At 71.4% G+C, this 22,275-nt stretch carries 22 protein-coding genes; 10 read left to right on the forward strand and 12 right to left on the reverse strand.

Features of this window, described 5'->3' with window-relative positions:
- Positions 1-116: 116 nt before the first annotated feature.
- A complete protein-coding gene (locus ABEB03_RS38555) occupies positions 117-743 on the reverse strand; it encodes a winged helix-turn-helix transcriptional regulator (RefSeq protein ID WP_345657611.1) in 627 nt (208 codons plus the stop codon).
- Between the two features lie 84 nt (positions 744-827).
- Between ABEB03_RS38555 and ABEB03_RS38560 the strand changes: the two genes are divergently transcribed.
- From ABEB03_RS38560 to ABEB03_RS38570, 3 genes are all read left to right on the forward strand, one after another.
- The gene (locus ABEB03_RS38560; protein WP_345657612.1) at positions 828-2,036 is read left to right on the forward strand and encodes a pyridoxal phosphate-dependent aminotransferase; all 1,209 of its coding nucleotides are present in this window, start codon (positions 828-830) and stop codon (positions 2,034-2,036) included.
- Positions 2,037-2,119: 83 nt separating this feature from the next.
- Positions 2,120-2,770 carry a histidine phosphatase family protein gene (locus ABEB03_RS38565; protein ID WP_345657614.1) on the forward strand — a complete coding sequence of 217 codons (651 nt, stop codon included), beginning with the start codon at positions 2,120-2,122 and terminating at the stop codon, positions 2,768-2,770.
- Between the two features lie 42 nt (positions 2,771-2,812).
- Complete coding sequence (locus tag ABEB03_RS38570) at positions 2,813-3,445, forward strand: hypothetical protein (protein WP_345657615.1); 633 nt, start codon at positions 2,813-2,815, stop codon at positions 3,443-3,445.
- Positions 3,446-3,623: 178 nt separating this feature from the next.
- On the opposite strand, the gene ABEB03_RS38575 is transcribed toward ABEB03_RS38570, so the two are convergent.
- Entirely contained in the window at positions 3,624-4,025 is a 402-nt protein-coding gene (locus ABEB03_RS38575; RefSeq protein WP_345657616.1) for a winged helix-turn-helix transcriptional regulator, read from the reverse strand.
- Between the two features lie 90 nt (positions 4,026-4,115).
- On the opposite strand from ABEB03_RS38575, the gene ABEB03_RS38580 reads away from it, so the two are divergent.
- Positions 4,116-5,603: an MFS transporter gene (locus ABEB03_RS38580; protein ID WP_345657617.1), complete on the forward strand. Its 1,488-nt coding sequence runs from the start codon at positions 4,116-4,118 to the stop codon at positions 5,601-5,603.
- A 129-nt stretch (positions 5,604-5,732) separates the two neighbouring features.
- Here ABEB03_RS38580 and ABEB03_RS38585 read toward each other — a convergent pair whose 3' ends face one another.
- On the reverse strand, positions 5,733-6,371 hold the full coding sequence (locus tag ABEB03_RS38585) for a TMEM175 family protein (protein WP_345657618.1): 639 nt from the start codon (positions 6,369-6,371) through the stop codon (positions 5,733-5,735).
- Positions 6,372-6,560: 189 nt separating this feature from the next.
- Here ABEB03_RS38585 and ABEB03_RS38590 point away from each other — a divergent pair, with 189 nt between their 5' ends.
- The gene (locus ABEB03_RS38590) at positions 6,561-7,376 is read left to right on the forward strand and encodes a chitosanase (protein ID WP_345657620.1); all 816 of its coding nucleotides are present in this window, start codon (positions 6,561-6,563) and stop codon (positions 7,374-7,376) included.
- Positions 7,377-7,454: 78 nt separating this feature from the next.
- Here the strand turns inward: ABEB03_RS38590 and ABEB03_RS38595 are convergent, their stop codons facing one another.
- The 7 genes from ABEB03_RS38595 to ABEB03_RS38625 all read right to left on the reverse strand — a co-directional run bounded on the left by ABEB03_RS38595 (position 7,455) and on the right by ABEB03_RS38625 (position 13,311).
- Positions 7,455-8,792, reverse strand: a complete 1,338-nt coding sequence (locus ABEB03_RS38595; RefSeq protein ID WP_095937392.1) for a nucleobase:cation symporter-2 family protein — start codon at positions 8,790-8,792, stop codon at positions 7,455-7,457.
- Between the two features lie 360 nt (positions 8,793-9,152).
- Positions 9,153-10,529 carry an 8-oxoguanine deaminase gene (locus ABEB03_RS38600; RefSeq protein ID WP_345657621.1) on the reverse strand — a complete coding sequence of 459 codons (1,377 nt, stop codon included), beginning with the start codon at positions 10,527-10,529 and terminating at the stop codon, positions 9,153-9,155.
- A 161-nt stretch (positions 10,530-10,690) separates the two neighbouring features.
- Positions 10,691-11,614, reverse strand: a complete 924-nt coding sequence (gene pucL, locus ABEB03_RS38605; RefSeq protein ID WP_095937390.1) for a factor-independent urate hydroxylase — start codon at positions 11,612-11,614, stop codon at positions 10,691-10,693.
- Positions 11,615-11,619: 5 nt separating this feature from the next.
- Positions 11,620-12,018 carry a hydroxyisourate hydrolase gene (gene uraH / locus ABEB03_RS38610; protein ID WP_345657622.1) on the reverse strand — a complete coding sequence of 133 codons (399 nt, stop codon included), beginning with the start codon at positions 12,016-12,018 and terminating at the stop codon, positions 11,620-11,622.
- A complete protein-coding gene (gene uraD / locus ABEB03_RS38615) occupies positions 12,015-12,530 on the reverse strand; it encodes a 2-oxo-4-hydroxy-4-carboxy-5-ureidoimidazoline decarboxylase (protein ID WP_345657623.1) in 516 nt (171 codons plus the stop codon). The genes uraH and uraD overlap by 4 nt, the downstream gene beginning before the upstream one ends.
- A gap of 164 nt (positions 12,531-12,694) precedes the next feature.
- Positions 12,695-13,063, reverse strand: coding sequence for a helix-turn-helix domain-containing protein (locus ABEB03_RS38620; protein ID WP_345657624.1), 369 nt, complete (start codon positions 13,061-13,063; stop codon positions 12,695-12,697).
- Positions 13,060-13,311 (reverse strand): YkoF family thiamine-binding protein, encoded by a 252-nt coding sequence (locus ABEB03_RS38625; RefSeq protein WP_037763576.1) that lies wholly within the window; start codon positions 13,309-13,311, stop codon positions 13,060-13,062. Before ABEB03_RS38625 ends, ABEB03_RS38620 begins: the two co-directional genes overlap by 4 nt.
- A 182-nt stretch (positions 13,312-13,493) precedes the next feature.
- Between ABEB03_RS38625 and ABEB03_RS38630 the strand changes: the two genes are divergently transcribed.
- The 4 genes from ABEB03_RS38630 to ABEB03_RS38645 all read left to right on the forward strand — a co-directional run bounded on the left by ABEB03_RS38630 (position 13,494) and on the right by ABEB03_RS38645 (position 17,731).
- Positions 13,494-14,333, forward strand: a complete 840-nt coding sequence (locus ABEB03_RS38630; protein WP_345657625.1) for a TIM barrel protein — start codon at positions 13,494-13,496, stop codon at positions 14,331-14,333.
- 150 nt (positions 14,334-14,483) lie between these two features.
- The gene (locus tag ABEB03_RS38635; RefSeq protein WP_425589359.1) at positions 14,484-15,392 is read left to right on the forward strand and encodes a 2-hydroxy-3-oxopropionate reductase; all 909 of its coding nucleotides are present in this window, start codon (positions 14,484-14,486) and stop codon (positions 15,390-15,392) included.
- A 195-nt stretch (positions 15,393-15,587) separates the two neighbouring features.
- On the forward strand, positions 15,588-17,045 hold the full coding sequence (locus ABEB03_RS38640; RefSeq protein WP_345657626.1) for a catalase: 1,458 nt from the start codon (positions 15,588-15,590) through the stop codon (positions 17,043-17,045).
- Positions 17,046-17,482: 437 nt separating this feature from the next.
- The gene (locus tag ABEB03_RS38645) at positions 17,483-17,731 is read left to right on the forward strand and encodes a hypothetical protein (RefSeq protein WP_095937383.1); all 249 of its coding nucleotides are present in this window, start codon (positions 17,483-17,485) and stop codon (positions 17,729-17,731) included.
- Positions 17,732-17,985: 254 nt separating this feature from the next.
- Here the strand turns inward: ABEB03_RS38645 and ABEB03_RS38650 are convergent, their stop codons facing one another.
- Positions 17,986-18,837: an alpha/beta fold hydrolase gene (locus tag ABEB03_RS38650; RefSeq protein ID WP_345657627.1), complete on the reverse strand. Its 852-nt coding sequence runs from the start codon at positions 18,835-18,837 to the stop codon at positions 17,986-17,988.
- 315 nt (positions 18,838-19,152) lie between these two features.
- Positions 19,153-20,937, reverse strand: a complete 1,785-nt coding sequence (gene gcl, locus ABEB03_RS38655) for a glyoxylate carboligase (RefSeq protein WP_345657628.1) — start codon at positions 20,935-20,937, stop codon at positions 19,153-19,155.
- A 431-nt stretch (positions 20,938-21,368) separates the two neighbouring features.
- Here gcl and ABEB03_RS45505 point away from each other — a divergent pair, with 431 nt between their 5' ends.
- Positions 21,369-22,259: a hypothetical protein gene (locus ABEB03_RS45505; RefSeq protein ID WP_425589362.1), complete on the forward strand. Its 891-nt coding sequence runs from the start codon at positions 21,369-21,371 to the stop codon at positions 22,257-22,259.
- The last annotated feature ends 16 nt before the right edge of the window (positions 22,260-22,275 follow it).

The raw sequence follows: 22,275 nt of genomic DNA on the forward strand, positions 1-22,275 counted from the left end.
CCGGCCTCCCCTCATCTCCCGGCCCGCCCGGGTACCGGCCCGCGGTGCGGGCCGGTACCCGGGCGGGCCGGTCTCCGACGGCGGTGGTGCGGCAGCGGAGCCGCGCGGGCGGCCGGTCAGTCCTCGCGGAGTGCCTTGGCCGGTGCGCCGTCTCCCGTCACCTCGATGCGCCCCTGCCGGACGGCTTCCCGCAGGCCCAGCGCGCCGCGGCTCACGGCCTCGCAGGTCCCGCTGTCGAGCGTCAGGCGGGCGTCCGGCTCGCCGTGGGCGGGACCCTCCCCGTAGACCGGCCCTTCGGCGGTGCCCAGCCACATGTGGAACACGCCTTCGTCCAGCCGTACTTCGACCAGGCCGTCCCCTTCCAGAGCGCGCAGCAGCGGCAGCGCGAACCAGTGCGCCCGCACCGCGTCGGTGGGTCGCCGATCCTCCAGCACGGGCGCGCCCCACTCCCCGAGCGCCTGGAGCACGGGGAGCAGGTCACGGCCCCGGCGGGTGAGTTCGTAGACGTACGCCGCGCCCGGCGGGGGCAGGCGCCGCCGTGTGGTCAGCCCGTCGCGCTCCATGTCCTTGAGCCGGGAGGCGAGGACGTCCGTGCTCACGCCGGGCAGATCGGCGTGCAGGTCGGTGTAGCGGCGCGGTCCGCCGAGCAGCTCACGGACGATCAGGAGGGTCCACCGGTCACCGACGGCGTCGAGCGCACGGGCGGCGGAACAGTACTGGTCGTAGCTTCGGCGAGGTGACATGCGGCGCAGTCTAGCCATCTTGTTGGACTTTCCAAGCTCACACTTGGTAAAACCAAGCAACACCACGAACCGGAGGGCGCACGCATGGAGTTCCGGCAGTCGAGCAAGCTCAGCGAGGTCTGTTACGAGATCCGCGGCCCGGTGATCGAGCACGCCGACGCACTGGAGGCGGCGGGCCACAGCGTGCTGCGCCTGAACACCGGCAACCCCGCGCTCTTCGGCTTCGAGGCACCGGAGGAGATCCTCCAGGACATGATCCGGATGCTGCCCCGGGCACACGGCTACACCGACTCGCGCGGCGTCCTCTCCGCGCGCCGCGCCGTCGCCCAGCGCTACCAGGACCGCGGTCTCGACGTCGGCGTGGACGACGTCTTCCTCGGCAACGGCGTCTCCGAGCTGGTCTCCATGGCCGTGCAGGCGCTCGTCGAGGACGGCGACGAAGTCCTCATCCCCGCACCGGACTTCCCGCTCTGGACGGCTGTCACCACGCTCGCGGGCGGCAAGGCGGTGCACTACCTCTGCGACGAGCAGTCCGACTGGTACCCCGACCTGGCGGACATGGAGGCGAAGATCACCGACCGGACCCGGGCCGTCGTGATCATCAACCCCAACAACCCCACCGGCGCGGTGTACCCGAAGGAGATCGTCGAGGGCATCCTCGACCTGGCCCGCCGTCACGGGCTGATGGTGTTCGCCGACGAGATCTACGACCAGATCCTGTACGACGACGCCGTGCACCACTCGGCCGCCGCGCTCGCCCCCGACCTCGTGGTCCTCACCTTCTGCGGGCTGTCCAAGACCTACCGGGTCGCCGGCTTCCGTTCCGGCTGGCTCGTCGTCACCGGCCCCAGGCAGCACGCCCGCAACTATCTGGAGGGCCTCACCATGCTGGCCTCCATGCGACTGTGCGCGAACGCCCCCGCCCAGTACGCCATCCAGGCCGCGCTCGGCGGCCGACAGTCCATCCACGAGCTCACGGCACCGGGCGGACGGCTGCGCGAACAGCGTGACCGGGCCTGGGAGAAGCTCAACGAGATCCCCGGCGTCTCCTGCGTCAAGCCGAAGGGCGCGCTCTACGCGTTCCCGCGGATCGACCCCGAGGTGCACAGGATCCACGACGACGAGAAGTTCGTCCTCGACCTGCTGCTGCGCGAGAAGATCCAGGTCGTGCAGGGCACCGGATTCAATTGGCCGCGCCCCGACCACTTCCGCATCCTGACCCTGCCGCACGCCGACGACCTGGACGCGGCGATCAGCCGGATCGGACGCTTCCTGAGCGGGTACCGCCAGTAGGGCCGACCGGCGCAGCCGGTGCTGCGCCCGCCGCCGGCCGGTGACACCGTACGGAGGGACGGCGGGACAGAAAGGGTTCGGCGATGGGTGACCTCCTTCTCGTGCGGCACGGTGAGACCGAGTGGTCCTTGTCCGGGCGGCACACCGGCTCGACCGACATCCCGCTGACCGACCGGGGCCGGGAGCAGGCGCGCAAGCTGGCCCCGCTGGTCGCCCGGCACCACATCGCCGCGGCCTTCGTCAGCCCGATGCAGCGGGCCCGCGAGACGGCCTCGCTGGCCGGGGTGGACGGCGCCGTGTTGGACGCCGACCTCTCCGAGTGGGACTACGGCGGCTACGAGGGGATCACCACCGTCGAGATCCACCGCAGCAGGCCCGACTGGTTCCTGTTCACGGACGGCGTCGCGGCCGGCCCGCCCGAGCACCCGGGGGAGAGCCCGGACGAGGTCGGGGCGCGCGCCGAGCGCGTGCTCGCGAGGATCGACGCGGCGCTCGCGGAGTCGGAGGGCAGCGTGGTCGTGTTCTCGCACGGGCACTTCCTGCGGGTGCTGACGGCGCGGCGGCTGGGGCTGCCCGCCCAGGCGGGGGCGCTGTTCCAGCTCGGCACCGGCACGATGAGCCGGCTCAGCACGGAGCACCGCCGCCATGTGGTGGCCGGCTGGAATGTCAGACCCGACGCGTACTGTTCCCATGGGCCGCTCTCCCCTGCCGGACAGGGGCCCGAGGAGCACTGACCGGCGGCGGAGCGCCGCCGACGACGCCGGAGGGAGCGCGCCGTGACCCGACCCCCCACCGCCGCGCAGCGGCGCGTGATCGACGCCGCCGATCCGGTGACCGGCCGGCTGAGGGGCACACCGGCGCAGCTCGCCGCGCTGGTGCAGCGCGGGCTCGCCTTCCGGCATCCCCGGCCGCCGCACGACCACTTCCTGACCCCCGCCGGACATCGCATACGTGAGGCCCCGGAGCCCGCCGGGGCAACGCCGCCGCAGCCGTCCTCCCCGGCGGACGCCGGAGTGTTCACCGCGCGGGCCGGAGGGGAGGGGCCGTCCGACGGCGGGCCCGCGCGCGGGCGTGAGGTGCACAGCGCCTGGCAGGGACTCCTGGAGCTGCGCCGCATGACCAATCCGGGCGGCGACACGGACCGGCCGTGCGGGTGGGAGCGCACACATCTGGTGCAGGCCGCCGCGCTCGCGCTGGAGGCGGCAGGACACCGCCCCGCGGGCCCGGAGGGCGGTGGCTACCGGGTGCGGGCGACGCCGCAGCCGGAGGCCGTCGCGGTGCGCGAGCCGGACCCCGAGGCGCTGCGTGCCTGTGCGGCGACTCTGGAGAAGGCGGGCTGGCAGGTCGGCGAGCACAGCGAACCCCGCACGGGCGCCCGGTACGTGCTGGCCTCGCCGCGACGCGTGTGAGCGTCCGCCCCGGCGGGTCGCACCGGACCGCGGTCGCCCGGAATCCGGAAGCGACCTACAGGTCACCGGAAGTGCCGTACGGGGCAAGGGAACACGCCATCCGGCCGCGCGCGGCCGAACAGGCCGAGGTGTCCTGCGCCTTCGTCCGGGGCAAGCGTGCGGGCTCGCACGGGCGGGACTACGCGGCCGGCAACTCCGGGCTGTGCTCGGCGTCATAGGCCGCGCGCGACTCGGCGATGGTCACACGGTGCCGCTCCGCCCAGTCGGTCAGGGACAGCAAGGTCGCGTGCAACTCCCGTGCCACCGGTGTGAGTTCGTACTCGACCTTGGGCGGGACCGTCGGGTGGACCGTGCGGGTGACGAGTCCGTCTCGCTCCAGATTGCGCAGGGTGAGGGTCAGCATGCGGCGGCTGATCCCCTCCACGCTGCGCTCCAGTTCGGTGAAGCGGATCGGGCCGTGGGCCGCCGCCACGATGATCAGCACGCTCCATTTCCCGGCGACCCTGTCAAGAACTTCGCGGACCGGGCACGCCTGCGCGAGCACTGCCTGCGAGGTAACACCGGTGTTCCCCTGGGACATCGAAGTGCCTCCTTATGCCGGTCTCCATGGTCTTCCACGATGTACCCCGTTACAAGTCGTGCACCTTTGGAGAAGGCCGAGGTCATCGCCATGTCGTCGACGAGTGGGTCACCGACACCACGAACGTACTCCCGCTGGGCCGCGCTCGTCGTGCTGTGCGCGGGGACGCTGATGACGATCCTGGACGGGAACATCGTCACGGTCGCGATGCCCGCGATCCAGAGCGATCTGGGCTTCTCCGGCCCGGGGCTGGCCTGGGTCGTGAACGCGTATCTGATCCCCTTCGGCGGACTGCTGCTCCTCGCGGGGCGGCTCGGGGACCTGGTGGGCCGCAGGCGGATGTTCGCCGCCGGGCTCGTGGTGTTCACCGTCGCGTCCGCGCTGTGCGGAATCGCGACGGACCGCGGCATGCTGGTCGCGGCCCGCGCGCTCCAGGGCGTCGGCGGGGCGATGACCTCGGCCGTCGTGCTCGGCATGCTGGTCGCGCTGTTCCCGGAACCCCGCGAACGGGCCCGTGCCATCGCCGTGTTCAGCGCGGTCGGCGCGGCGGGTGGCGCGCTCGGCACGTTCCTCGGAGGGGCCCTCACCCAGGGCCTCGGCTGGCACTGGATCTTCCTGATCAACCTGCCGATCGGAGTGGCGGCGTGGGTCGCCGCGCTGCGGATCCTCGCCCCGGACGACGGGCTGGGGCTGGGCAAGGGGGCCGACTACCCCGGGGCGGCCCTGGTCACCGGTGCGCTGATGCTGACCGTGTACACGATCGTGAGCGCCGGGGACCACGGGCCCGGCACCACCCTGGCCCTCGCCGCGCTCTCGCCGGCTCTCCTCGCCGCCTTCGCCGTGCGGCAGGCGCGTGCCGCCCGCCCGCTGCTGCGGCTGCGGCTCTTCCGCTCCCGGGTCCTGGTGAGCGCCAACGGCGTGCAGATCCTGATGATCGCCGGCATGTACGGCTTCCAGTACATCGGGGCGCTGTATCTCCAACGGGTCCTCGGATACGACGAGTTGCTCACCGGCACGGCCTTCCTGCCCGCGCCGGTGCTGATCGGGGCGCTGATGCTGGGCCTGTCGGCGCGCACCGTCGCCCGCTTCGGCGCCCATCGCGTCCTGTGCGCCGGGCTCGTCCTCATCACGGCGGGCATGGCGCTGCTGAGCCGGGTCCCGGCGGACGGCGGGTACGTCGTCGACGTGCTGCCCGCGATGCTCCTGCTCGCCGCCGGTTTCGCGGCCGCGATGCCCGCGGTGACGGGACTCGCGATGGCGGGCGCCCGCGAGGAGGACGCGGGCCTCGCCTCCGGCCTCTTCAACACCACGCAGGTGGTGGGCGGTTCACTGGGTCTCGCGGCCCTGACGACGCTGGCGGCGGCCCGCACGGAGCGCCTGACCGCGCGGGGCGAACAGGTCGTGGCGGCGACGGCGGACGGCTATCGGCTCGCCTTCACGGCGGCCACGGGGATCGCGGCGCTGGCCCTGGTGCTGGCGGCGGTGCTCCTGCGTCCGAGGAGTACCCCCTCCCCCGCGCCGGAGGAGGCACCCGTGCCGGAGGAGGCACCGGTGCCGGCCAGGGCCCCTTCGGTGTAGTCCTCGGACAGGCCGGCCTCGGTGAACCGGGCGCGGAGCGCGCCCGGTTCACCGAGGCCGGCTCCCGCGACCGGTCGCACATGGCCGCCGGCTTCCGCACGCTGATGGGCGTCCCGCCGACGTGCTACGTCACCGGGCGTCCGCCTGCGGCACGGCCTTGTCGGGCTCTCGGGTCGGTACGGGTACCTGGTTGAAGCCGTAGTAGACCGCGAGCAGGCCGTGCGCGGCCAGGGTCAGTGGGGCGGAGACGTAGGCGAGGCCGACCGTGGCCGGGTACGCGAGCGAGCCGAGGGCGAAGCGGACGCGGGTACGGCGGGCGGCGGCCACGTCGACCCGGCCGTCGAAGAGATGGCCGGTGCGGGTCAGGTGCCACCACAGGGCCTGGAAGGCGAGGGCCATCGCGACCATGACCATGCTGTAGACCGCGGCCGCGACATGGGAGGCCTCGTCCTCGCGGAGGTACTCCGCGAGCATCGCGGTCGGCCAGGGCACGGCGGCCACCACCATCAGCACGAGCAGGTTCAGGAACATCAGCGTGCGGTCGACCCTGATGACGTAGCCGAAGAGCTGATGGTGGTTGATCCACATGATGCCGATGACCAGGAAACTGACCACATAGGCGGCGTACGAGGGCCATTGCGCGCCCAGCGCGTGCCACAGGCCGCCGTGCTCCCCCGCCTCGGGGACCTTGATCTCCAGGATCAGCAGTGTGATGGCGATGGCGAAGACACCGTCGCTGAAGGCCTCCACACGGCCCGACTCGTTCATGACGCGCATTCCCCCTCGTGACCCCGACCCCTGTGCGCCGTCCCGACCGCGCGCTCCGACGGTAACGGAGCGACCGGCGTCCGTCTCGCACCAACTCGCTTTGTCCGTACGGGTGTACGGCCTCCGGAATCTCTGGTAGGAAACTTTCCTAACAGTACGCGGAACCACACACCCCACTCCGGAGGTACCGTGCACACCCCCCACATACGGACGTCGCGCCGCACTCTGCTCGCCCTGATCGGAGCATCGCTGGTGGCAGGTCCCCTCGTCGCCACACAGTCCGCGACCGCCGCGCCGGCCGGTCTGGACGACCCCGCGAAGAAGGAGATCGCAATGAAGCTGGTCTCCAGCGCGGAGAACTCCTCGCTGGACTGGAAGGCCCAGTACAAGTACATCGAGGACATCGGCGACGGGCGCGGCTACACCGCCGGGATCATCGGCTTCTGCTCGGGCACCGGCGACATGCTCGACCTGGTGGAGCTCTACACCCGGCGCAAGCCCGGCAACGTACTGGCCAAGTACCTGCCGGCGCTGCGCGAGGTGAACGGCAGCGACTCGCACGACGGCCTCGACCCCGGTTTCCCGGGCGACTGGCGCAGGGCGGCACAGGACACGGCCTTCCAGCAGGCGCAGAACGACGAGCGCGACCGGGTGTACTTCGACCCGGCCGTCCGGCAGGGCAAGGCGGACGGCATCGGCGCACTCGGCCAGTTCACCTACTACGACGCCATCGTGATGCACGGCGACGGCGGTGACAGCACCAGCTTCAGCAGCATCAGGCGGCGCGCGCTGGCCAAGGCGAAGCCGCCGTCCCAGGGCGGCGACGAGGTGACCTGGCTCAACGCCTTCCTCGACGCGCGCGTGTGGGCCATGAAACAGGAGGAGGCCCACTCCGACACCAGCCGGGTCGACACCGAGCAGCGGGTCTTCGTGCGCAAGCGGAACCTGAACCTCGATCCGCCGCTGGACTGGCAGGTCTACGGCGACAGTTACCACATCGGCTGACGGGTCCGGGAAGGCCGAGGGCGCGGCACGGTTCTCGTGCCGCGCCCTCGGCGGGCCCGCCGGGCGGGTGCGCCCCGGTCAGTGCGCCGGGACCGCCTTGAGATCCTCACCCGCCTCCATCGGGTGCGTCACCTCGCCCGCGTCGTGGCATTCACCCTTGCCGAGGTGGTTGAAGACCAGGTTGAGGACCACGGCCGTGACACAGCCGGTCGAGATCCCCGAGTCCAGCACGATCCGCGCGGTCTCGGGGAACGCGTGGTAGAACTCCGGCGCGGTGATCGGGATGATGCCGACGGCCAGCGAGACGGCGACGATCAGCACGTTGTTGTCCTTCTCCAGGCCGGCCCGGACCAGGGTCTGGATGCCGCTCGCGGCGACCGAGCCGAACAGGACGACGCCCGCTCCGCCGAGCACCGGACGGGGCACGACGGCGATGAGCGACGCGGCCATCGGGCACAGGCCCATCAGCACCAGGAAACCGCCGCCGGTGGCGACGACGTACCGGCTGCGGATCCTCGTCATCGCGACCAGACCGATGTTCTGCGCGAAGGCGCTGCACATGAACCCGTTGAAGAGAGGGCTCAGCGCCGAGCCGAGGGTGTCGGCGCGCAGACCGGCCGCGATGGTCTTCTCGTCGGCGGGCCGCTCGACGATCTCGCCCAGCGCCAGCATGTCCGCGGTCGACTCGGTCATGGACACCACCATCACCACGCACAGCGAGAGGATCGCGGCGAGCTGGAACTGCGGGGCGCCGAAGTGGAAGGGCGTCGGGAAGCCGACCACGTCCGCGTCGGCCACGGGGCCGAAGTCCGTGACACCGAAGGGGATCGCGACGAGCGTGCCGATCACCAGGCCGAGCAGCACCGCGATCTGCTTCACGAAGCCGCGGGTGAAGCGGCGCAGCAGCAGGACGACGACGAGCGTGGCGGCGGCGAGGCCGAGGTAGGTCGTCGAGCCGTAGTCGTGGGCCGCGGGGTCGGGACCCTGCGCCCAGCCGAACGCGACCGGCAGGAGCGAGACACCTATCAGGGTGATCACGCTGCCGGTCACGACGGGCGGGAAGAAGCGGACGGCCTTGCTGAAGAAGGGGGCGGCGACGAACCCGAGGACGCCCGCGACGATGACCGCGCCGAAGATGATCGGCAGCGCGTCGCTCTTGTCCTTGGCGGACGCGACGACGGCGGTCATGGGGGCGACGCCGGCGAAGGTGACGCCGTTCACGAACGGCAGCCTGGCGCCGATCTTCCAGAAGCCGAGGGTCTGCAGGAAGGTGGCGAGGCCCGCGGTGAACAGGCAGGCGCCGGTGAGGAAGGTCAGTTCGGTGGCGGACAGACCGACGGCGGCGCCGACGATCAGGGGTGGGGCGACGACTCCCGCGTACATCGCGGCCACGTGCTGCAGGCCGCTGGTCGCCATCTTGAGGGCGGGCAGTTTCTCGTCGACTGGGTGCTTGGGCTGGCCAGTCGGTCGTGCATCGGTGCGGGGCGCGGGCTGAGCGGCCACAGCGGCTCCTCCGGTCGGGTACGCGTCGGCATTGACGCGGGTTTCAGGGAGGTGATGCGCGGTCGTGCGGGACCGGGACGGATCCGTTCGGGGCGAACGGCACCCGTTTGTCGGGGACGGGGACCGTTCCGGGGCGTGCACGTCCACGCCCGCCCCGGCCACGGCCGCCATGGACCCCGCTCGGGTCCACGGCTACCGGCAGAGGGCCGTCCCCCTCTGCCGGAGATCTCCGGTTGCCGGGCCCGCGCGCCGGACGGCGCACGGGCCGGCGCGTCAGTCCCGCCCGGCGATGCCCGCCAGGCGCTGCGCCTCTTCCCGCGTGGAGCGGGCGATGGCGTCCTCGTCGACGTGCAGCAGACGGCCGTCCTCGACGACCGGCCTGCCGTTCACGAGCGAGAGCGTGACCGGTGCGGCGGCGCCGAAGACCAGCGCGGTCACCGGGTCGGCGATCGAGGCGTGGGCCAGGGTGTCCAGCTTCCACAGGACCAGGTCGGCGAGCTTGCCCGGTTCCAGGGAGCCGATCTGGGCGGCGCGGCCGAGGACCTGGGCGCCGCCGTAGGTGCCCAGACGCAGCGCCTGACGGGCGTTCAGGGCGGCCTCGCGGTGGGCGCCGAGCCGGTTGATGAGCAGGGCGTTGCGCAGTTCGGTGTGCAGTTCGCCGGACTCGTTGGAGGCGGTGCCGTCGACACCGAGGCCGACCGGGACGCCGGCCGCGAGCATGTCGGGGACGCGGGCGATACCGGCCGCCAGGCGGGCGTTGGAGGACGGGCAGTGGGCGACGCCCGTCCTCGTACGGGCGAAGGCGGCGATGTCGGAGTCGTTCATGTGGACGCAGTGCGCCATCCACACGTCCTCGCCGAGCCAGCCGGTGGACTCGAAGTAGTCGGTCGGGCCCATGCCGAACAGTTCCTTGCAGAACTGCTCCTCCTCGACGGTCTCCGATCCGTGCGTGTGCAGCCGTACGCCCTTGCGCCGGGCGAGTTCGGCGCCCTGCCTGAGGAGGTCGGTGGAGACGGAGAACGGCGAGCAGGGCGCGACCGCGATCTGCGTCATCGCGTCGAAGGAGGCGTCGTGGTGCTCGTCGATGGTCGCCTCGGTCGCGGCCAGCGCGCCGTCGAGGGTCTCCACGGCGAAGTCCGGGGGAAGGCCGCCGTCCGACTTTCCGCGGTCCATGGAGCCGCGGGCGAGGGTGAAGCGGACGCCCGTCTCGCGGGCGGCCCGGATGATGGCGCCGGACAGGTCGCCGGAGCCCCTCGGGTACACGTAGTGGTGGTCCATGGCGGTGGTCACACCGCCGCGGGCCATCATGGCGAGGGAGCCCTGCGCGGCGGAGTACGCCATCTTCTCGTCGATGCGCGCCCAGGTCGGGTACAGCGCGACGAGCCAGTTGAAGAGGTTGTGGTCCGTGGCGAGGCCGCGGGTGATCCACTGGTAGAAGTGGTGGTGGGTGTTGACCAGGCCGGGCGTGGCCAGGTGCCCGGTGCCGTCGATACGGCGTACCACGTTCTCCAGGTCGTCGGGGGCCCTGCCCGGGCCGACCGACTCGATCCTGTTGCCGGCGACGACGACGTGGCCCGAGGCGTACTCGGTGTCGCCTCCGTCCACGGTCGCGATGGCGCAGTTCTCGATGACGATGCGCTCGACTGCCACGGCGGTTCCTCGTTCTTCCCATTGGTGGACGGATCCGGGGGTCGAGCGGGGTGACGACCGGATCCGTGGTGCTGTTGTTGCGCAGATGCCCCCGCTCTCCCCTGGGACTCGACGCCGGCGCACGCGTCGGGGAATCGGGCACGTAGTCCCGCGGAGCAGTCCTACAGGTTGGTGAGGTCCACCGGGATGCGCGGCTCGCAGCCGTCACGCAGGATGGTCGCCTCGATGAGGCCGTACGGGCGATCGGCCGCGAAGTAGACCTCGTTGTCGTTCTCCAGCCCGAACGGCTCCAGGTCGACGAGGAAGTGGTGCTTGTTCGGGAGGGAGAAGCGCACCTCGTCGATCTCACTGCGGTTGTTGATGATGCGCGCGCCCATCTGGTACAGGGTCTGCTGCAGCGAGAGGGAGTACGTCTCGGCGAAGGCCTGGAGCATGTGCTTCTTCACCTGGTCGTAGGACTTCTCCCAGTTGGGCATCTTCTGCTCGTCGCCGCTCCAGTTGAAGCGCCAGCGGCCGGACACCTGGGTGGCCAGGATGCGGTCGTAGGCCTCCTTGAGCGTCGTGTACTTGTCCTTGACGTAGCCCCAGAACTCGGAGTTCGTGGAGTTCATCACGACGAGGTCCTTCAGACCGGAGATGACCTCCCAGTTCTCACCGTCGAAGGTGATCTGGGTGACGCGGGTCTCCTGGCCCTTGCGGACGAAGGAGTGCTTGACCGCGTCCGCGCCGATGAACTTGGAGTTCGCGTCCGAGGCCTCGATGCGCTCCCAGGCGTACTCCTCGATGCGGATGCGCGCCTGCTTGATCGGCTCCTGGCTGGTGACGAAGTGCCGGGCGAGGTGGATGCCGAACTGCTCCGCGGACTCGATGCCGTACTCCTTGGCGAAGGCGTACACCGTGTTCTTGGTGGTGTCCGTCGGCAGGACGTTCGCGTTGGAGCCCGAGTAGTGGACCTCCTCCATGTCGCCGCTCAGCGCGACCGACACGTTCAGGTCCTTGATGTGGTGCGTGGCGCCGTCGCGGGTGATCCTGACGACTCGGTTCTCGGCCTTGCCGTACTGGTTCTGTCCCAGAATCGTGGGCATGTCTGCTAGCTCCCTCGGTAAACGGAGTAGCCGAACGGGTTGAGCAGCAGCGGTACGTGGTAGTGCTCGCCCGGCCGGACGGCGAAGGTGATCGCCACCTCCGGGAAGAACACTCCGGGCGCGCCGCTGTCCCGATTCGCGGGGGCGTCCTGCTGCGCATCGGCTTGCTTCTTTTCGAAGTACTGCTCGACGGCGAAGTCGAGCCGTACGTGGGTCGTCCCCTCCGGCAGTGCCGGAAGGTCCTTGCACCGGCCGTCCGCGTCGGTCGCGGAGCCGCCGAGCGCCTCCCAGTCCGCCTCGCCGCCGGCGCGGGCGGCGAGTCGGACGGCGACGCCCTCGGCGGGGCGTCCCGCGCTGGTGTCCAGGATGTGCGTGGACACGGAGGCGGTGGTGTCGGTGCTCATGCCTCATCTCCCTCTACGAGACCGGCCAGACGGATGCGATTGATCTTGCCCAGTTCGGAGCGGACGATCTCCCGCTCCTGCTCGGGCGAGTTGCCGATCCGTTCCTTGACCGCGTCGCGCATCTGCTCCCCGGTCCGGCCCGTGGCGCAGATCAGGAAGACGTGGCCGAACTTCTCCTGGTAGGCCAGGTTCAGTTCGAGCATCTCCTCCTTGAGTTCCGCGGAGGCGCCGGCCATGCCGCGCTGCTCGCGGGAGGAGGTGGGATCCCCCGGCTTCGGGCGCCCGATCGGCGGGTGTCCCGCCATCGCCTCCGCCAGGTCCGCTGCGGTCAGCTCGGCCATGGCGGCGTCGCTCGCCAGGTGCAGATCGTCGGTGGTGGCGTACGGGCGCCGGGCGAGCAGGATGCGGGCCCACGCAGTGGACGCGCACACCTCGTGGAGGGCGGCGAGGGCCGCGTGCTCCTCCAGGGCGTTGAACCGGGCGAGGCCGCCAGGTGTCGTACTCGAAGTCACGGGAAGCCTCCGTGGCCTTGTGCTGGACGGGCTGCGGATAGCTAACGCCCTCGGAAACACCACGTCAACACTTTGTTGAAAACTTCGGGTAACAAAAACCGCCGCCCGGCAATCCGGACGGCGGTGCCTCGCGCGCGAGCCGACCCTCGCCGCGTCGTGCCTGGTCAGACCCCTTTTTCGCGGTTCAGATAGTTGTAGACGGTGAACCGGCTCACGCCGAGCGCGCTCGCCACGGTCTCCACGCCGTGCCGTACGGAGAATGCTCCGCGCGCTTCCAGTATGCGCACGACCTCCTGCTTCGCCTTGCGGTCGAGATCGGCCAGCGGCCGGCCCTGCTTGCGCTCCAGGGCGGCCAGGATGTGGTCCAGCGAGTCGGCGAGCTGGGGCAGGCGCACGGCGACGACGTCCGCGCCCTCCCAGGACAGCACGACGTCGTCGGCACCGGCCTCGCCGGGCGGCAGCATCTCGCCCCCCATGGCGTCGACCAGCGGCTTGACCGCCGTGACGAAGGGGTCGTCCCCGATACCGGTCACTTATCGCCCTCCCCGACCACGTTCACCTGGAGCGAGACCCGGGTGGCGCCCGCACCCAGGGCCTTGCGCAGCAGTGCGTCGACCGCGGTGAGCACCGCGTCCGCACCACCCTCCGCGGTGTTGCCGAACGGGCCGACGTCCACGGCGTCCAGCTCGGCCGCCTCGATGACCTCGCGGGCGACCAGCGCGTGCGGGGGCGCCTCGTCGAGGTCGAAGGGCTCGGTCGTGAACTCCACTCTCAATCGCACGGGCTCAACCTACTGCGCGCCACGGTGTCCCCGGCAGCCCCCTCCGCGCCGGGCCGTCCGTACGGGCCCCTTTCCTGCGGCACCCCCTTGACAAGCCACGACGCCCGACGGCAATCTTCCATTAAGCAGAAACGAACTTCCGTAATACGGAATCTTGACAACGGAAGGGAGCGCCGACCCCCATGGGATTCGCAGACCAGCGCTTCAACGTCAACCTGTCGATCCTCTTCACGGAACTCCCGCTCCTGGAGCGCCCCGCGGCCGCCGCCGCGGCGGGCTTCACCGCGGTCGAGCTGTGGTGGCCCTGGGTCGACTCCCCCACCCCCGAGCGGGCCGAGCTCGACGCCCTGAGGAAGGCGATCGAGGACGCGGGCGTCCAGCTGACGGGCCTGAACTTCTACGCCGGGCAGCTGCCGGGCCCCGACCGGGGCGCACTGTCGATCCCCGGGGCCGAGTCGGAGAGGTTCCGCGCCAACATCGACGTGGCCGCGGAGTTCGCCCGGTCGCTCGGCTGCAGGGCGCTCAACGCGCTGTACGGCAACCGCGTCGAGGGCGTGGACCCCGCCGAGCAGGACGCCCTCGCGCTGGAGAACCTGGTCCTCGCGGCGCGGGCCGCCGACCGGATCGGCGCGATCCTCCTCGTCGAGACGCTCAACCAGCCGGAGTCCCCGGACTACCCGCTCGTCAGCGCACCGGCCGGCATCGGCGTGGTCGACAAGGTCAACGAGGCGACGGGCCTAGGCAACGCCAAGTTCCTCATGGACCTGTACCACCTGTCCATGAACGGCGAGGACCTGCCGCAGGTGATCGCCGAGTACACCGGCCGGACCGGGCACGTGCAGATCGCCGACAACCCCGGCCGCGGCGCCCCGGGCACCGGCGCCCTCCCACTGGAGGACCTCCTCGACCAGCTGCGGAAGGCCGGTTACGAGGGCTGGGTCGGCCTGGAGTACAAGCCCGGCGACCGCCCGAGCGCGGAGGCCTTCGGCTGGCTGCCCGCCGAGGTACGCGCCGCCCGCTGACAGACCCCGCCCCCACCGCACGGCGCACACGGACACAGCCGTCCGCCGCGCGGACCCCGCGGCGGCAGCCGCGCGGCACCCGCGACCGGGACGGCCGCGCCCGCCCTGCGGCACCCCCAGACGCAGCAGAGACGCCAGAGAGGCACCCGCATGAGCAACAACCCCGCAGACTCCGCCCGCCCGTCGGTGGCCTGGATCGGCCTCGGCATCATGGGCTCGCCCATGTCGGAGAACCTGATCAAGGCCGGCTACGAGGTCACCGGCTACACGCTGGAGCAGGACAAGCTGGAGCGCCTGGCCGCCGCCGGCGGCACCACGGCCGGCTCGATCGCCGAGGCCGTGCGCGAGGCCGACGTCGTGATCACGATGGTGCCCGCCTCCCCGCAGGTCGAGGCCATCGCCTACGGCCCCGACGGCATCCTGGAGAACGCCAAGGCCGGCGCCCTGCTGATCGACATGTCGTCGATCACCCCGCAGACCTCCATGGACCTCGCCAAGGCGGCGAAGGACAAGGGCATCCGCGTACTGGACGCCCCGGTGTCCGGCGGCGAGGCCGGCGCGATCGAGGCCGTGCTCTCCATCATGGTCGGAGGCGAGCAGGCCGACTTCGACGAGGCCGAGCCGATCTTCGAGGCGCTGGGCAGGACCATCGTGCTGTGCGGTCCGCACGGCTCGGGCCAGACCGTGAAGGCCGCCAACCAGCTGATCGTCGCCGTGAACATCCAGGCGTGCGCCGAGGCCGTGGTCTTCCTGGAGAAGTCCGGCGTGGACCTGAGGGCCGCGCTCGACGTCCTCAACGGCGGCCTCGCCGGCTCCACCGTACTGACGCGCAAGAAGGACAACTTCCTGAACCGCGACTTCAAGCCGGGCTTCCGCATCGACCTGCACCACAAGGACATGGGCATCGTCACGGACGCCGCCCGCAACGTCGGCGCCGCGCTGCCGGTCGGCGGCGTGGTCGCGCAGCTCGTCGCCAGCCTGCGCGCGCAGGGCGACGGCGGCCTGGACCACTCCGCGCTGCTGCGCTCGGTCGAGCGCCTCTCCGGCGCCCAGGTCTGAGCCCTCCCGAACGTCCGGGCCGCGGCGGCGCCGACACCTGTCCTGTCGCGCCCAGGCGCCGCCGCGGCCCGGATCCCTCTTCAACAAACTGTTGACGCCCAGTTCGCCCCGAACCTAGGCTCCACCAAGCGGAAGGTCCATAAAGCGGAATCAGTTTTCCGCTGACCCCGCTGCCCCCTCGTACGGAAGGTCACGATGTCGAAGCGCGTGCTTACGACCGAGTCCGGCGCCCCGGTCGCCGACAACCAGAACTCCGCCACCGCCGGCGTCGGTGGCCCGCTCCTGCTCCAGGACCAGCACCTCCTGGAGAAGCTCGCCCGGTTCAACCGCGAGCGCATCCCGGAGCGTGTGGTGCACGCCCGCGGTTCCGGCGCCTACGGCTACTTCGAGGTCACCGACGACGTCACGGGCTTCACCCACGCCGACTTCCTGGACACCGTCGGCAAGCGCACCGAGGTCTTCCTGCGTTTCTCCACCGTGGCCGACAGCCTCGGCGGCGCGGACGCGGTCCGCGACCCGCGCGGCTTCGCGCTCAAGTTCTACACCGAAGAGGGCAACTACGACCTCGTCGGCAACAACACCCCGGTGTTCTTCATCAAGGACCCCATCAAGTTCCCCGACTTCATCCACTCCCAGAAGCGCGACCCGTTCACGGGCAAGCAGGAGCCGGACAACGTCTGGGACTTCTGGGCACACGCCCCCGAGGCGACGCACCAGATCACCTGGCTGATGGGCGACCGAGGCATCCCGGCCTCGTACCGCCACATGAACGGCTACGGCTCGCACACGTACCAGTGGACGAACGCCGAGGGCGAGGCCTTCTTCGTCAAGTACCACTTCAAGACGAACCAGGGCGTCCGCTCGCTGTCCGCCGAGCAGGCCCAGGAGGTCGCGGGCAAGGACCCGAACTCGCACCAGACGGACCTGCTCCAGGCCATCGAGCGCGGCGTGAACCCGTCCTGGACGCTGTACGTCCAGATCATGCCGGCGGCCGAGGCGGCGGACTACCGTTTCAACCCGTTCGACCTCACCAAGGTGTGGCCGCACCGCGACCACCCGCTCCAGCGCGTGGGTCGCCTGGTCCTGGACCGCAACCCGGACAACGTCTTCGCCGAGGTCGAGCAGGCCGCCTTCTCCCCGAACAACTTCGTTCCGGGCATCGGCCCCTCCCCCGACAAGATGCTCCAGGGCCGTCTGTTCGCCTACGCGGACGCGCACCGCTACCGCCTGGGCGTCAACCACACCCAGCTCGCGGTCAACGCCCCGAAGGCCGCGGCCGTCGCCAACTACGGCCGCGACGGTCTGATGGCCACCAACGGCCAGGGCCGCCACGCCAAGAACTACGAGCCCAACTCGTACGACGGTCCGGCCGAGACCGGCCGCCCGTTGTCCGCGCCGCTCGCGGTGTCGGGCCACACGGGCACCCACGAGGCCCCGCTGCACACCAAGGACGACCACTTCTTCCAGGCGGGTGAGCTGTACCGCCTGATGTCGGCCGAGGAGCGGTCCCGGCTGATCGCGAACATCGCCGGCGGCCTCTCCCAGGTCTCCCGCGACGACGTGATCGAGAAGAACCTCGCCCACTTCCACGCCGCCGACCCGGAGTACGGCCGGCGTGTGGAGGAGGCCGTCCGCGCCCTGCGCGAGGACTGAGCCTCGACACGAGCCGCCCGTGGCGGCGTTGGACCCGGATGAGGGGTGGTCCAGCGCCGTCCGGGCAGGACCGGGACCGCGGCGGCGTGCGAGCCAGTGCGGTGGTGACGGTTCACCGGCCCCCTTCTCGACCTGAGGGAAGGGGAACCGGGTTCCATCGCATCCGCCGCGGTCCTCTCCGTACCCCTGGTGCGGCTCTCTGGGCACTTCCGGTGGGTTCTCCCCGCACTCCCGTGCGGCTCCGCCCCGCACTCGCGTGCGGACCCTGATGCTCCGTCCGGCGGCGCGAATGTCCTGTCGCGCCCAGCCTCGCGCCGTCGGACGGCAACAACCACACGGCTCACCGGCCCGAGGCGCCGGGTACGGACGGTCCCGTACCCGGCGCCTCGCCCTGTTCTCCGGGTGCGGAGACGGCCGCCGCGCAGCAGCCTGAGGACATGGACTTTCCCAGCATCGTTGTGCACGCTCCGGCACTGGACGGGTCGCGGCGGGTCACCGCCGGGGACGAGACGCTCGGTATCGCCTACCACCTCGACGACGTCGTCGAGATCCTGCGGCACGCCGACGTCGACCTCGACGAGGTCGAGGTCGAGGCGACCGACATCATCGACTGGCAGGGCGGCGGGCCGGACGACTGGCCCGGGCTCTCGGAACACCCCGGGCACCCCGCGCAGCCGTCCCACTGAGGGCGCGGAACGACCCCCGGCGTACGCAACCGGGCGTACCCGCCCTACGGAACCCTCAAATCAACCTCTGAACACCGTCCCGGGGGCTTCAACTCCCGCTGGATGAGGCACATTCTCGGCACACGGGGCCCGCCGGCACGGGGGCGGCGGGCTCCGAACGGGGGTACGGAAGTACGGGGTACGGGGGAGGCACCGAGAACAGCGGCGCGGCGGTCGAGGGGCGAGCCCCGGACCGCCGCGCCGCTGCGTGACGTTCAGCCACGGGACCGGCCGGCGCCGACCGCCCTCGGTTCCCTCAGGAACGGCAGGACGTGGCTCAGGAAGAGGTCCGGGCGCTCGTTGTACGGCTCGTGGGCGGTGGGCAGCACCACGCTCGACGTCCGCACGGGAAGCGCGCCGCGGGCCCTGCGGCCGTCCAGCAGGGCCGGGACCACCGGGTCGCGCCGGCCCCACAGGAGCAGGATCGGCACGTCCAGGACGGCCGGGTCCGCCATCCCGAAGCCGGGGTCGGTGAGACCGCGCCAGAGCGCGCAGTGCACGGCGAGCCGCACCTCGTCGTCGGGCAGGCGCCGGACGCGCGCGAAGGTCGCCCGGGCGCTCGGCGTGCCGAGCCGGCCGAGGTACGCGCGGGCCAGCGGGACGACCAGCCGACGGGCCCGCTCCGGCCGGCCCATCACCTCACGGCAGAACCAGCGGGTGAGGGCGGTGTGCCGGGTGAAGCCCGCCGGATCGACGAGGACGAGCGCGGTGACCTTAGGGCTGTGGCGGCCCTCGGCGAGACGGCAGGCCACGTAGCCGCCGACGCTGTTGCCGAGTACGGCGATCTCGCGCACCCCGTGCTCGTCGGCGAGCGCGTCGAGGACCCGCTCCGCGGCCTCCACCAGTCCTTCGGGGGTGACCAGGTGCGGGTGGGGCGCGGTGGAGTCGCCGTAGCCCGGCCAGTCGACGACGAACGTGCGACGACGGTCGGCGAGGGCGGGCAGGACGGCGTCGTAGTCGCGGCCGTCCCCGGGGTTGGCGTGCAGGAGCAGCAGGGCGGGGGCGCCGGGTGTGCCGTGGCAGCGCACGGCGAGGTCGCCGAGGGGCGTGGGGACGGTCATCCGCATGGGGCGAGGATGCCGGGTCGGGGCACGGTGTGAACAGGGCGCCGCCGCCGGGCGGTCGCGGGCACGGGAAGTACTCGGTCCGCCGTCCCGTGGCCGCGGGCACGGGAAGCGGCCCGGCCCACCGTTCGACCACAGGCATGCCAAGCGGTCCGGCCCGGACGACCGCAGGCGAGGGAAGCGGCCCGGCCCACCGTGCGCCCACGGGCGCGGTGCGCGGCCTGCCGCGCGCGAAAGGGGCGGCCCACCTTCCGGTGAGCCGCCCCCTCAGGGAATCGGCGGTATCGCCCCTGCGGCGCTGCCCGTGTCGGCGCCGTGTCAGACCTTCAGGGTCTTGATCGAGGTGGGCGCGTGGCTCGGCTCGGTGGCGAGCTCCTCGAACTCGACGACGTTGCCGATGTCGTTCGTCGTGGACATCGCGATGTTGGTGACCCGCTCCAGGATCGCCTCGACGACCACGGGGACCTGGTGTTCGGCGGCGAGCTTCTTGGCCTGCTCGAGGGCGGCGCCCAGCTCGGCCGGGTCGGTCACGCGGATCGCCTTGCAGCCCAGGCCCTCGGCGACCTTGACGTGGTCGACGCCGTAGACGCCCAGTTCGGGCGAGTTGATGTTCTCGAACTCCAGCTTGACCTGGAAGTCGATGTCGAACGCCCGCTGCGCCTGGCGGATCAGGCCGAGGTAGGAGTTGTTCACCAGCACGTGGACGTACGGGATCCGGTGCTGTGCGCCGACGGCGAGTTCCTCGATCATGAACTGGAAGTCGTAGTCGCCGGAGAGCGCCACGACCTGCGCGTCGGGGTCGGCCTTGGCCACGCCGAGCGCGGCCGGGATCGTCCAGCCGAGCGGACCCGCCTGGCCGCAGTTGATCCAGTGCCGCGGCCGGTAGACGTGCAGCATCTGGGCGCCGGCGATCTGCGAGAGGCCGATGGTGGAGACGTAACGCGTCTCCGGTCCGAAGGCCTTGTTCATCTCCTCGTAGACGCGCTGTGGCTTGATCGGGATGTCGTCGAAGTGCGTACGGCGCTGGAGCGTGGCCTTCTTCTCCTGCGCGGACGCGGCCCACGCGGAACGGTCGGGCAGCCTGCCCGCCGCCTTCAACTCACGTGCCACCTCGACGAACAGCTCCAGCGCGGCCTTGGCGTCGGAGGCGATGCCGTAGTCCGGGGCGAAGATCTTGCCGATCTGGGTGGGCTCGATGTCGACGTGCACGAAGGTGCGGCCGGCCGTGTAGACGTCCAGCTTGCCGGTGTGGCGGTTGGCCCAGCGGTTGCCGATGCCGAGGACGAAGTCGGACTCCAGGAAGGTCGCGTTGCCGTAGCGGTGCGAGGTCTGCAGGCCCACCATGCCGGCGTTGAGCTCATGGTCGTCGGGGAGGATGCCCCAGCCCATCAGGGTCGGGACGACCGGAGTGCCCGTCAGTTCGGCGAACTCGACGAGGAGTTCGCAGGCGTCGGCGTTGATGACACCGCCACCCGCGACGATCAGCGGCCGCTCGGACGCGTTCAGCAGCCCGATCGCCTTCTCGATCTGGGCGCGGCTCGCGGCCGGCTTGTACGCCTGGAGCGGCTCGTACGTCTCCGGGTCGAACTCGATCTCGGTCAGCTGGACGTCGATGGGCAGGTCGATCAGGACGGGGCCGGGGCGACCGGACCGCATCAGGTGGAAGGCCTGCTGGAAGACGCCGGGGACCTGCGCCGCCTCCAGGACGGTGACCGCCATCTTCGTCACCGGTTTGGCGATGGAGGCGATGTCGACGGCCTGGAAGTCCTCCTTGTGGATCACGGCGGTCGGGGCCTGGCCGGTGATGCACAGGATCGGGATGGAGTCGCCGATGGCGGAGTAGAGACCGGTGATCATGTCGGTTCCGGCGGGGCCGGAGGTGCCGATGCAGACGCCGATGTTGCCCGGGTGGGTCCGGGTGTAGCCCTCGGCCATGTGCGAGGCGCCCTCGACGTGCCGGGCGAGGGTGTGGTTGATCCCGCCGGAGGCCTTGAGAGCCGCGTAGAAGGGGTTGATCGCCGCACCCGGCACGCCGAAAGCGTTGCTGACGCCCTCGCGCTTGAGGATCTCGACTGCCGCGCGGGCAGCGGTCATACGAGCCATGGAGTACTCCTGCTTCGGCTGTCGGATTCGCGCTCCCGTCGCGCCCCGCGGAGAGCTGTTGATTCCTTTGCGGTTCCGCCACGGACCCTCGGACCCCTCAGCCCTTGGATTCCGCATTGCGGAAAGTAACTTCTACTATCTGGAAGCAATGTAGGCGGCGTGATGAGAGGCGTCAAGACCGGGCCCGGGCGGGGACCCCGACGGTGGACGTCGAACCGTTTCGCCGCCTTCGAACCTCCGGCAGGAGGACGATGGGAACGCTGTCCCGACGTGACGACCTGGAGTGGGCCATGGCCGAGAGCGTGCCGGTGAGGTGTCCGGTCTGCCGACGCGAGCACCTCTACGCGGCACCGCCCTATCCCTGCGTGTGCGGCGCGCCCGTCACCCCCGAGCTGGACCGCCTCGCGGACCCGTCACCCGTCACGCACCGCATCTGGGACGAGGAGTGGGCCACGGTCCGGTGCCGCGCCTGCGACCACGTCGCCCAGTGGCCGCACCCCGAGCTGGGCTGCCCCTGCGGCACGACACTGCGCATCCCGGTGGTCCCGCCGGCCCGGCCGGGCCCGGCGGACACGACGCCGGAGGACGGGACACGAGAAGACGCGGCACCCCGGGACGACATCGAGTCCGGCGACGGCAAGGGTGTGAGGGGCCGCGGCGGGGCGGACACGGACACGGCGCGCGCCCCGGGCGTACGCGCGGTGGGCGGCCCGGACGCCGACACGACAGAGGGCCCGGGGTCCGGCGCGACCGGGGGCGCGGGTACGGGCGCGGTCGAGGGCCCGGACATCGGCGCGATCGAGGGCGCGGGCTCCGACCCGGCAGGGGGCCCGGGGTCCGGGGCGGTGGGTCGCCCGGGCTCCGGGGGTGAACAGGGACGCGGCCCGGCGCGGGTCGCGAAGGGGGCGGGATGCCGGCCGGTCACCTCCACGGGCGCGCCCCGGCCGGCGTTCCAGCCGGTCACCATCCGCACCGCGCGGGACGCGGTCACGGCCGCGGCGCTGTACCTGCGCTGGCTCGGCTACCGCGACGTCCGGCGGGCGGACCAGCGTCCGCCCGCCGGGATCGGGCTGGCCGCCCGAGGCATCCTGGCCCAGGTGGACCCCACCGTGCGCCCGGCCTCACTGCGCGACGTCGAGTGCCTGTGGCTGACGGCCATGACCGAGTCGGCGGCCTGCGTCTACTTCTCCCTGGCGGGCTACGCCGACGAGGCCCGCGCCCGCGCGGACAGCCTCGGAGTCCCCCTCTTCGTCCTCGACCTCACGGGCACCCCTCAACCCGTGAACACCCTCGCGGACGAACTCGCCGTCTCCGGCGCGTGACACAGATCTGCCGCAC

The sequence above is a fragment of the Streptomyces siamensis genome (genome assembly GCF_039543605.1).
GTDB lineage: Bacteria > Actinomycetota > Actinomycetes > Streptomycetales > Streptomycetaceae > Streptomyces > Streptomyces siamensis.

Coding starts and splice junctions, on each gene's coding strand:
- ABEB03_RS38555 (WP_345657611.1), bottom strand. CDS start 743: ATGTCACCTCGCCGAAGCTACGACCAGTACTGTTCCGCCGCCCGTGCG.
- ABEB03_RS38560 (WP_345657612.1), top strand. CDS start 828: ATGGAGTTCCGGCAGTCGAGCAAGCTCAGCGAGGTCTGTTACGAGATC.
- ABEB03_RS38565 (WP_345657614.1), top strand. CDS start 2,120: ATGGGTGACCTCCTTCTCGTGCGGCACGGTGAGACCGAGTGGTCCTTG.
- ABEB03_RS38575 (WP_345657616.1), bottom strand. CDS start 4,025: ATGTCCCAGGGGAACACCGGTGTTACCTCGCAGGCAGTGCTCGCGCAG.
- ABEB03_RS38580 (WP_345657617.1), top strand. CDS start 4,116: ATGTCGTCGACGAGTGGGTCACCGACACCACGAACGTACTCCCGCTGG.
- ABEB03_RS38585 (WP_345657618.1), bottom strand. CDS start 6,371: ATGAACGAGTCGGGCCGTGTGGAGGCCTTCAGCGACGGTGTCTTCGCC.
- ABEB03_RS38595 (WP_095937392.1), bottom strand. CDS start 8,792: ATGGCGACCAGCGGCCTGCAGCACGTGGCCGCGATGTACGCGGGAGTC.
- pucL (WP_095937390.1), bottom strand. CDS start 11,614: ATGCCCACGATTCTGGGACAGAACCAGTACGGCAAGGCCGAGAACCGA.
- uraH (WP_345657622.1), bottom strand. CDS start 12,018: ATGAGCACCGACACCACCGCCTCCGTGTCCACGCACATCCTGGACACC.
- ABEB03_RS38630 (WP_345657625.1), top strand. CDS start 13,494: ATGGGATTCGCAGACCAGCGCTTCAACGTCAACCTGTCGATCCTCTTC.
- ABEB03_RS38635 (WP_425589359.1), top strand. CDS start 14,484: ATGAGCAACAACCCCGCAGACTCCGCCCGCCCGTCGGTGGCCTGGATC.
- ABEB03_RS38640 (WP_345657626.1), top strand. CDS start 15,588: ATGTCGAAGCGCGTGCTTACGACCGAGTCCGGCGCCCCGGTCGCCGAC.
- ABEB03_RS38645 (WP_095937383.1), top strand. CDS start 17,483: ATGGACTTTCCCAGCATCGTTGTGCACGCTCCGGCACTGGACGGGTCG.
- ABEB03_RS38650 (WP_345657627.1), bottom strand. CDS start 18,837: ATGCGGATGACCGTCCCCACGCCCCTCGGCGACCTCGCCGTGCGCTGC.
- gcl (WP_345657628.1), bottom strand. CDS start 20,937: ATGGCTCGTATGACCGCTGCCCGCGCGGCAGTCGAGATCCTCAAGCGC.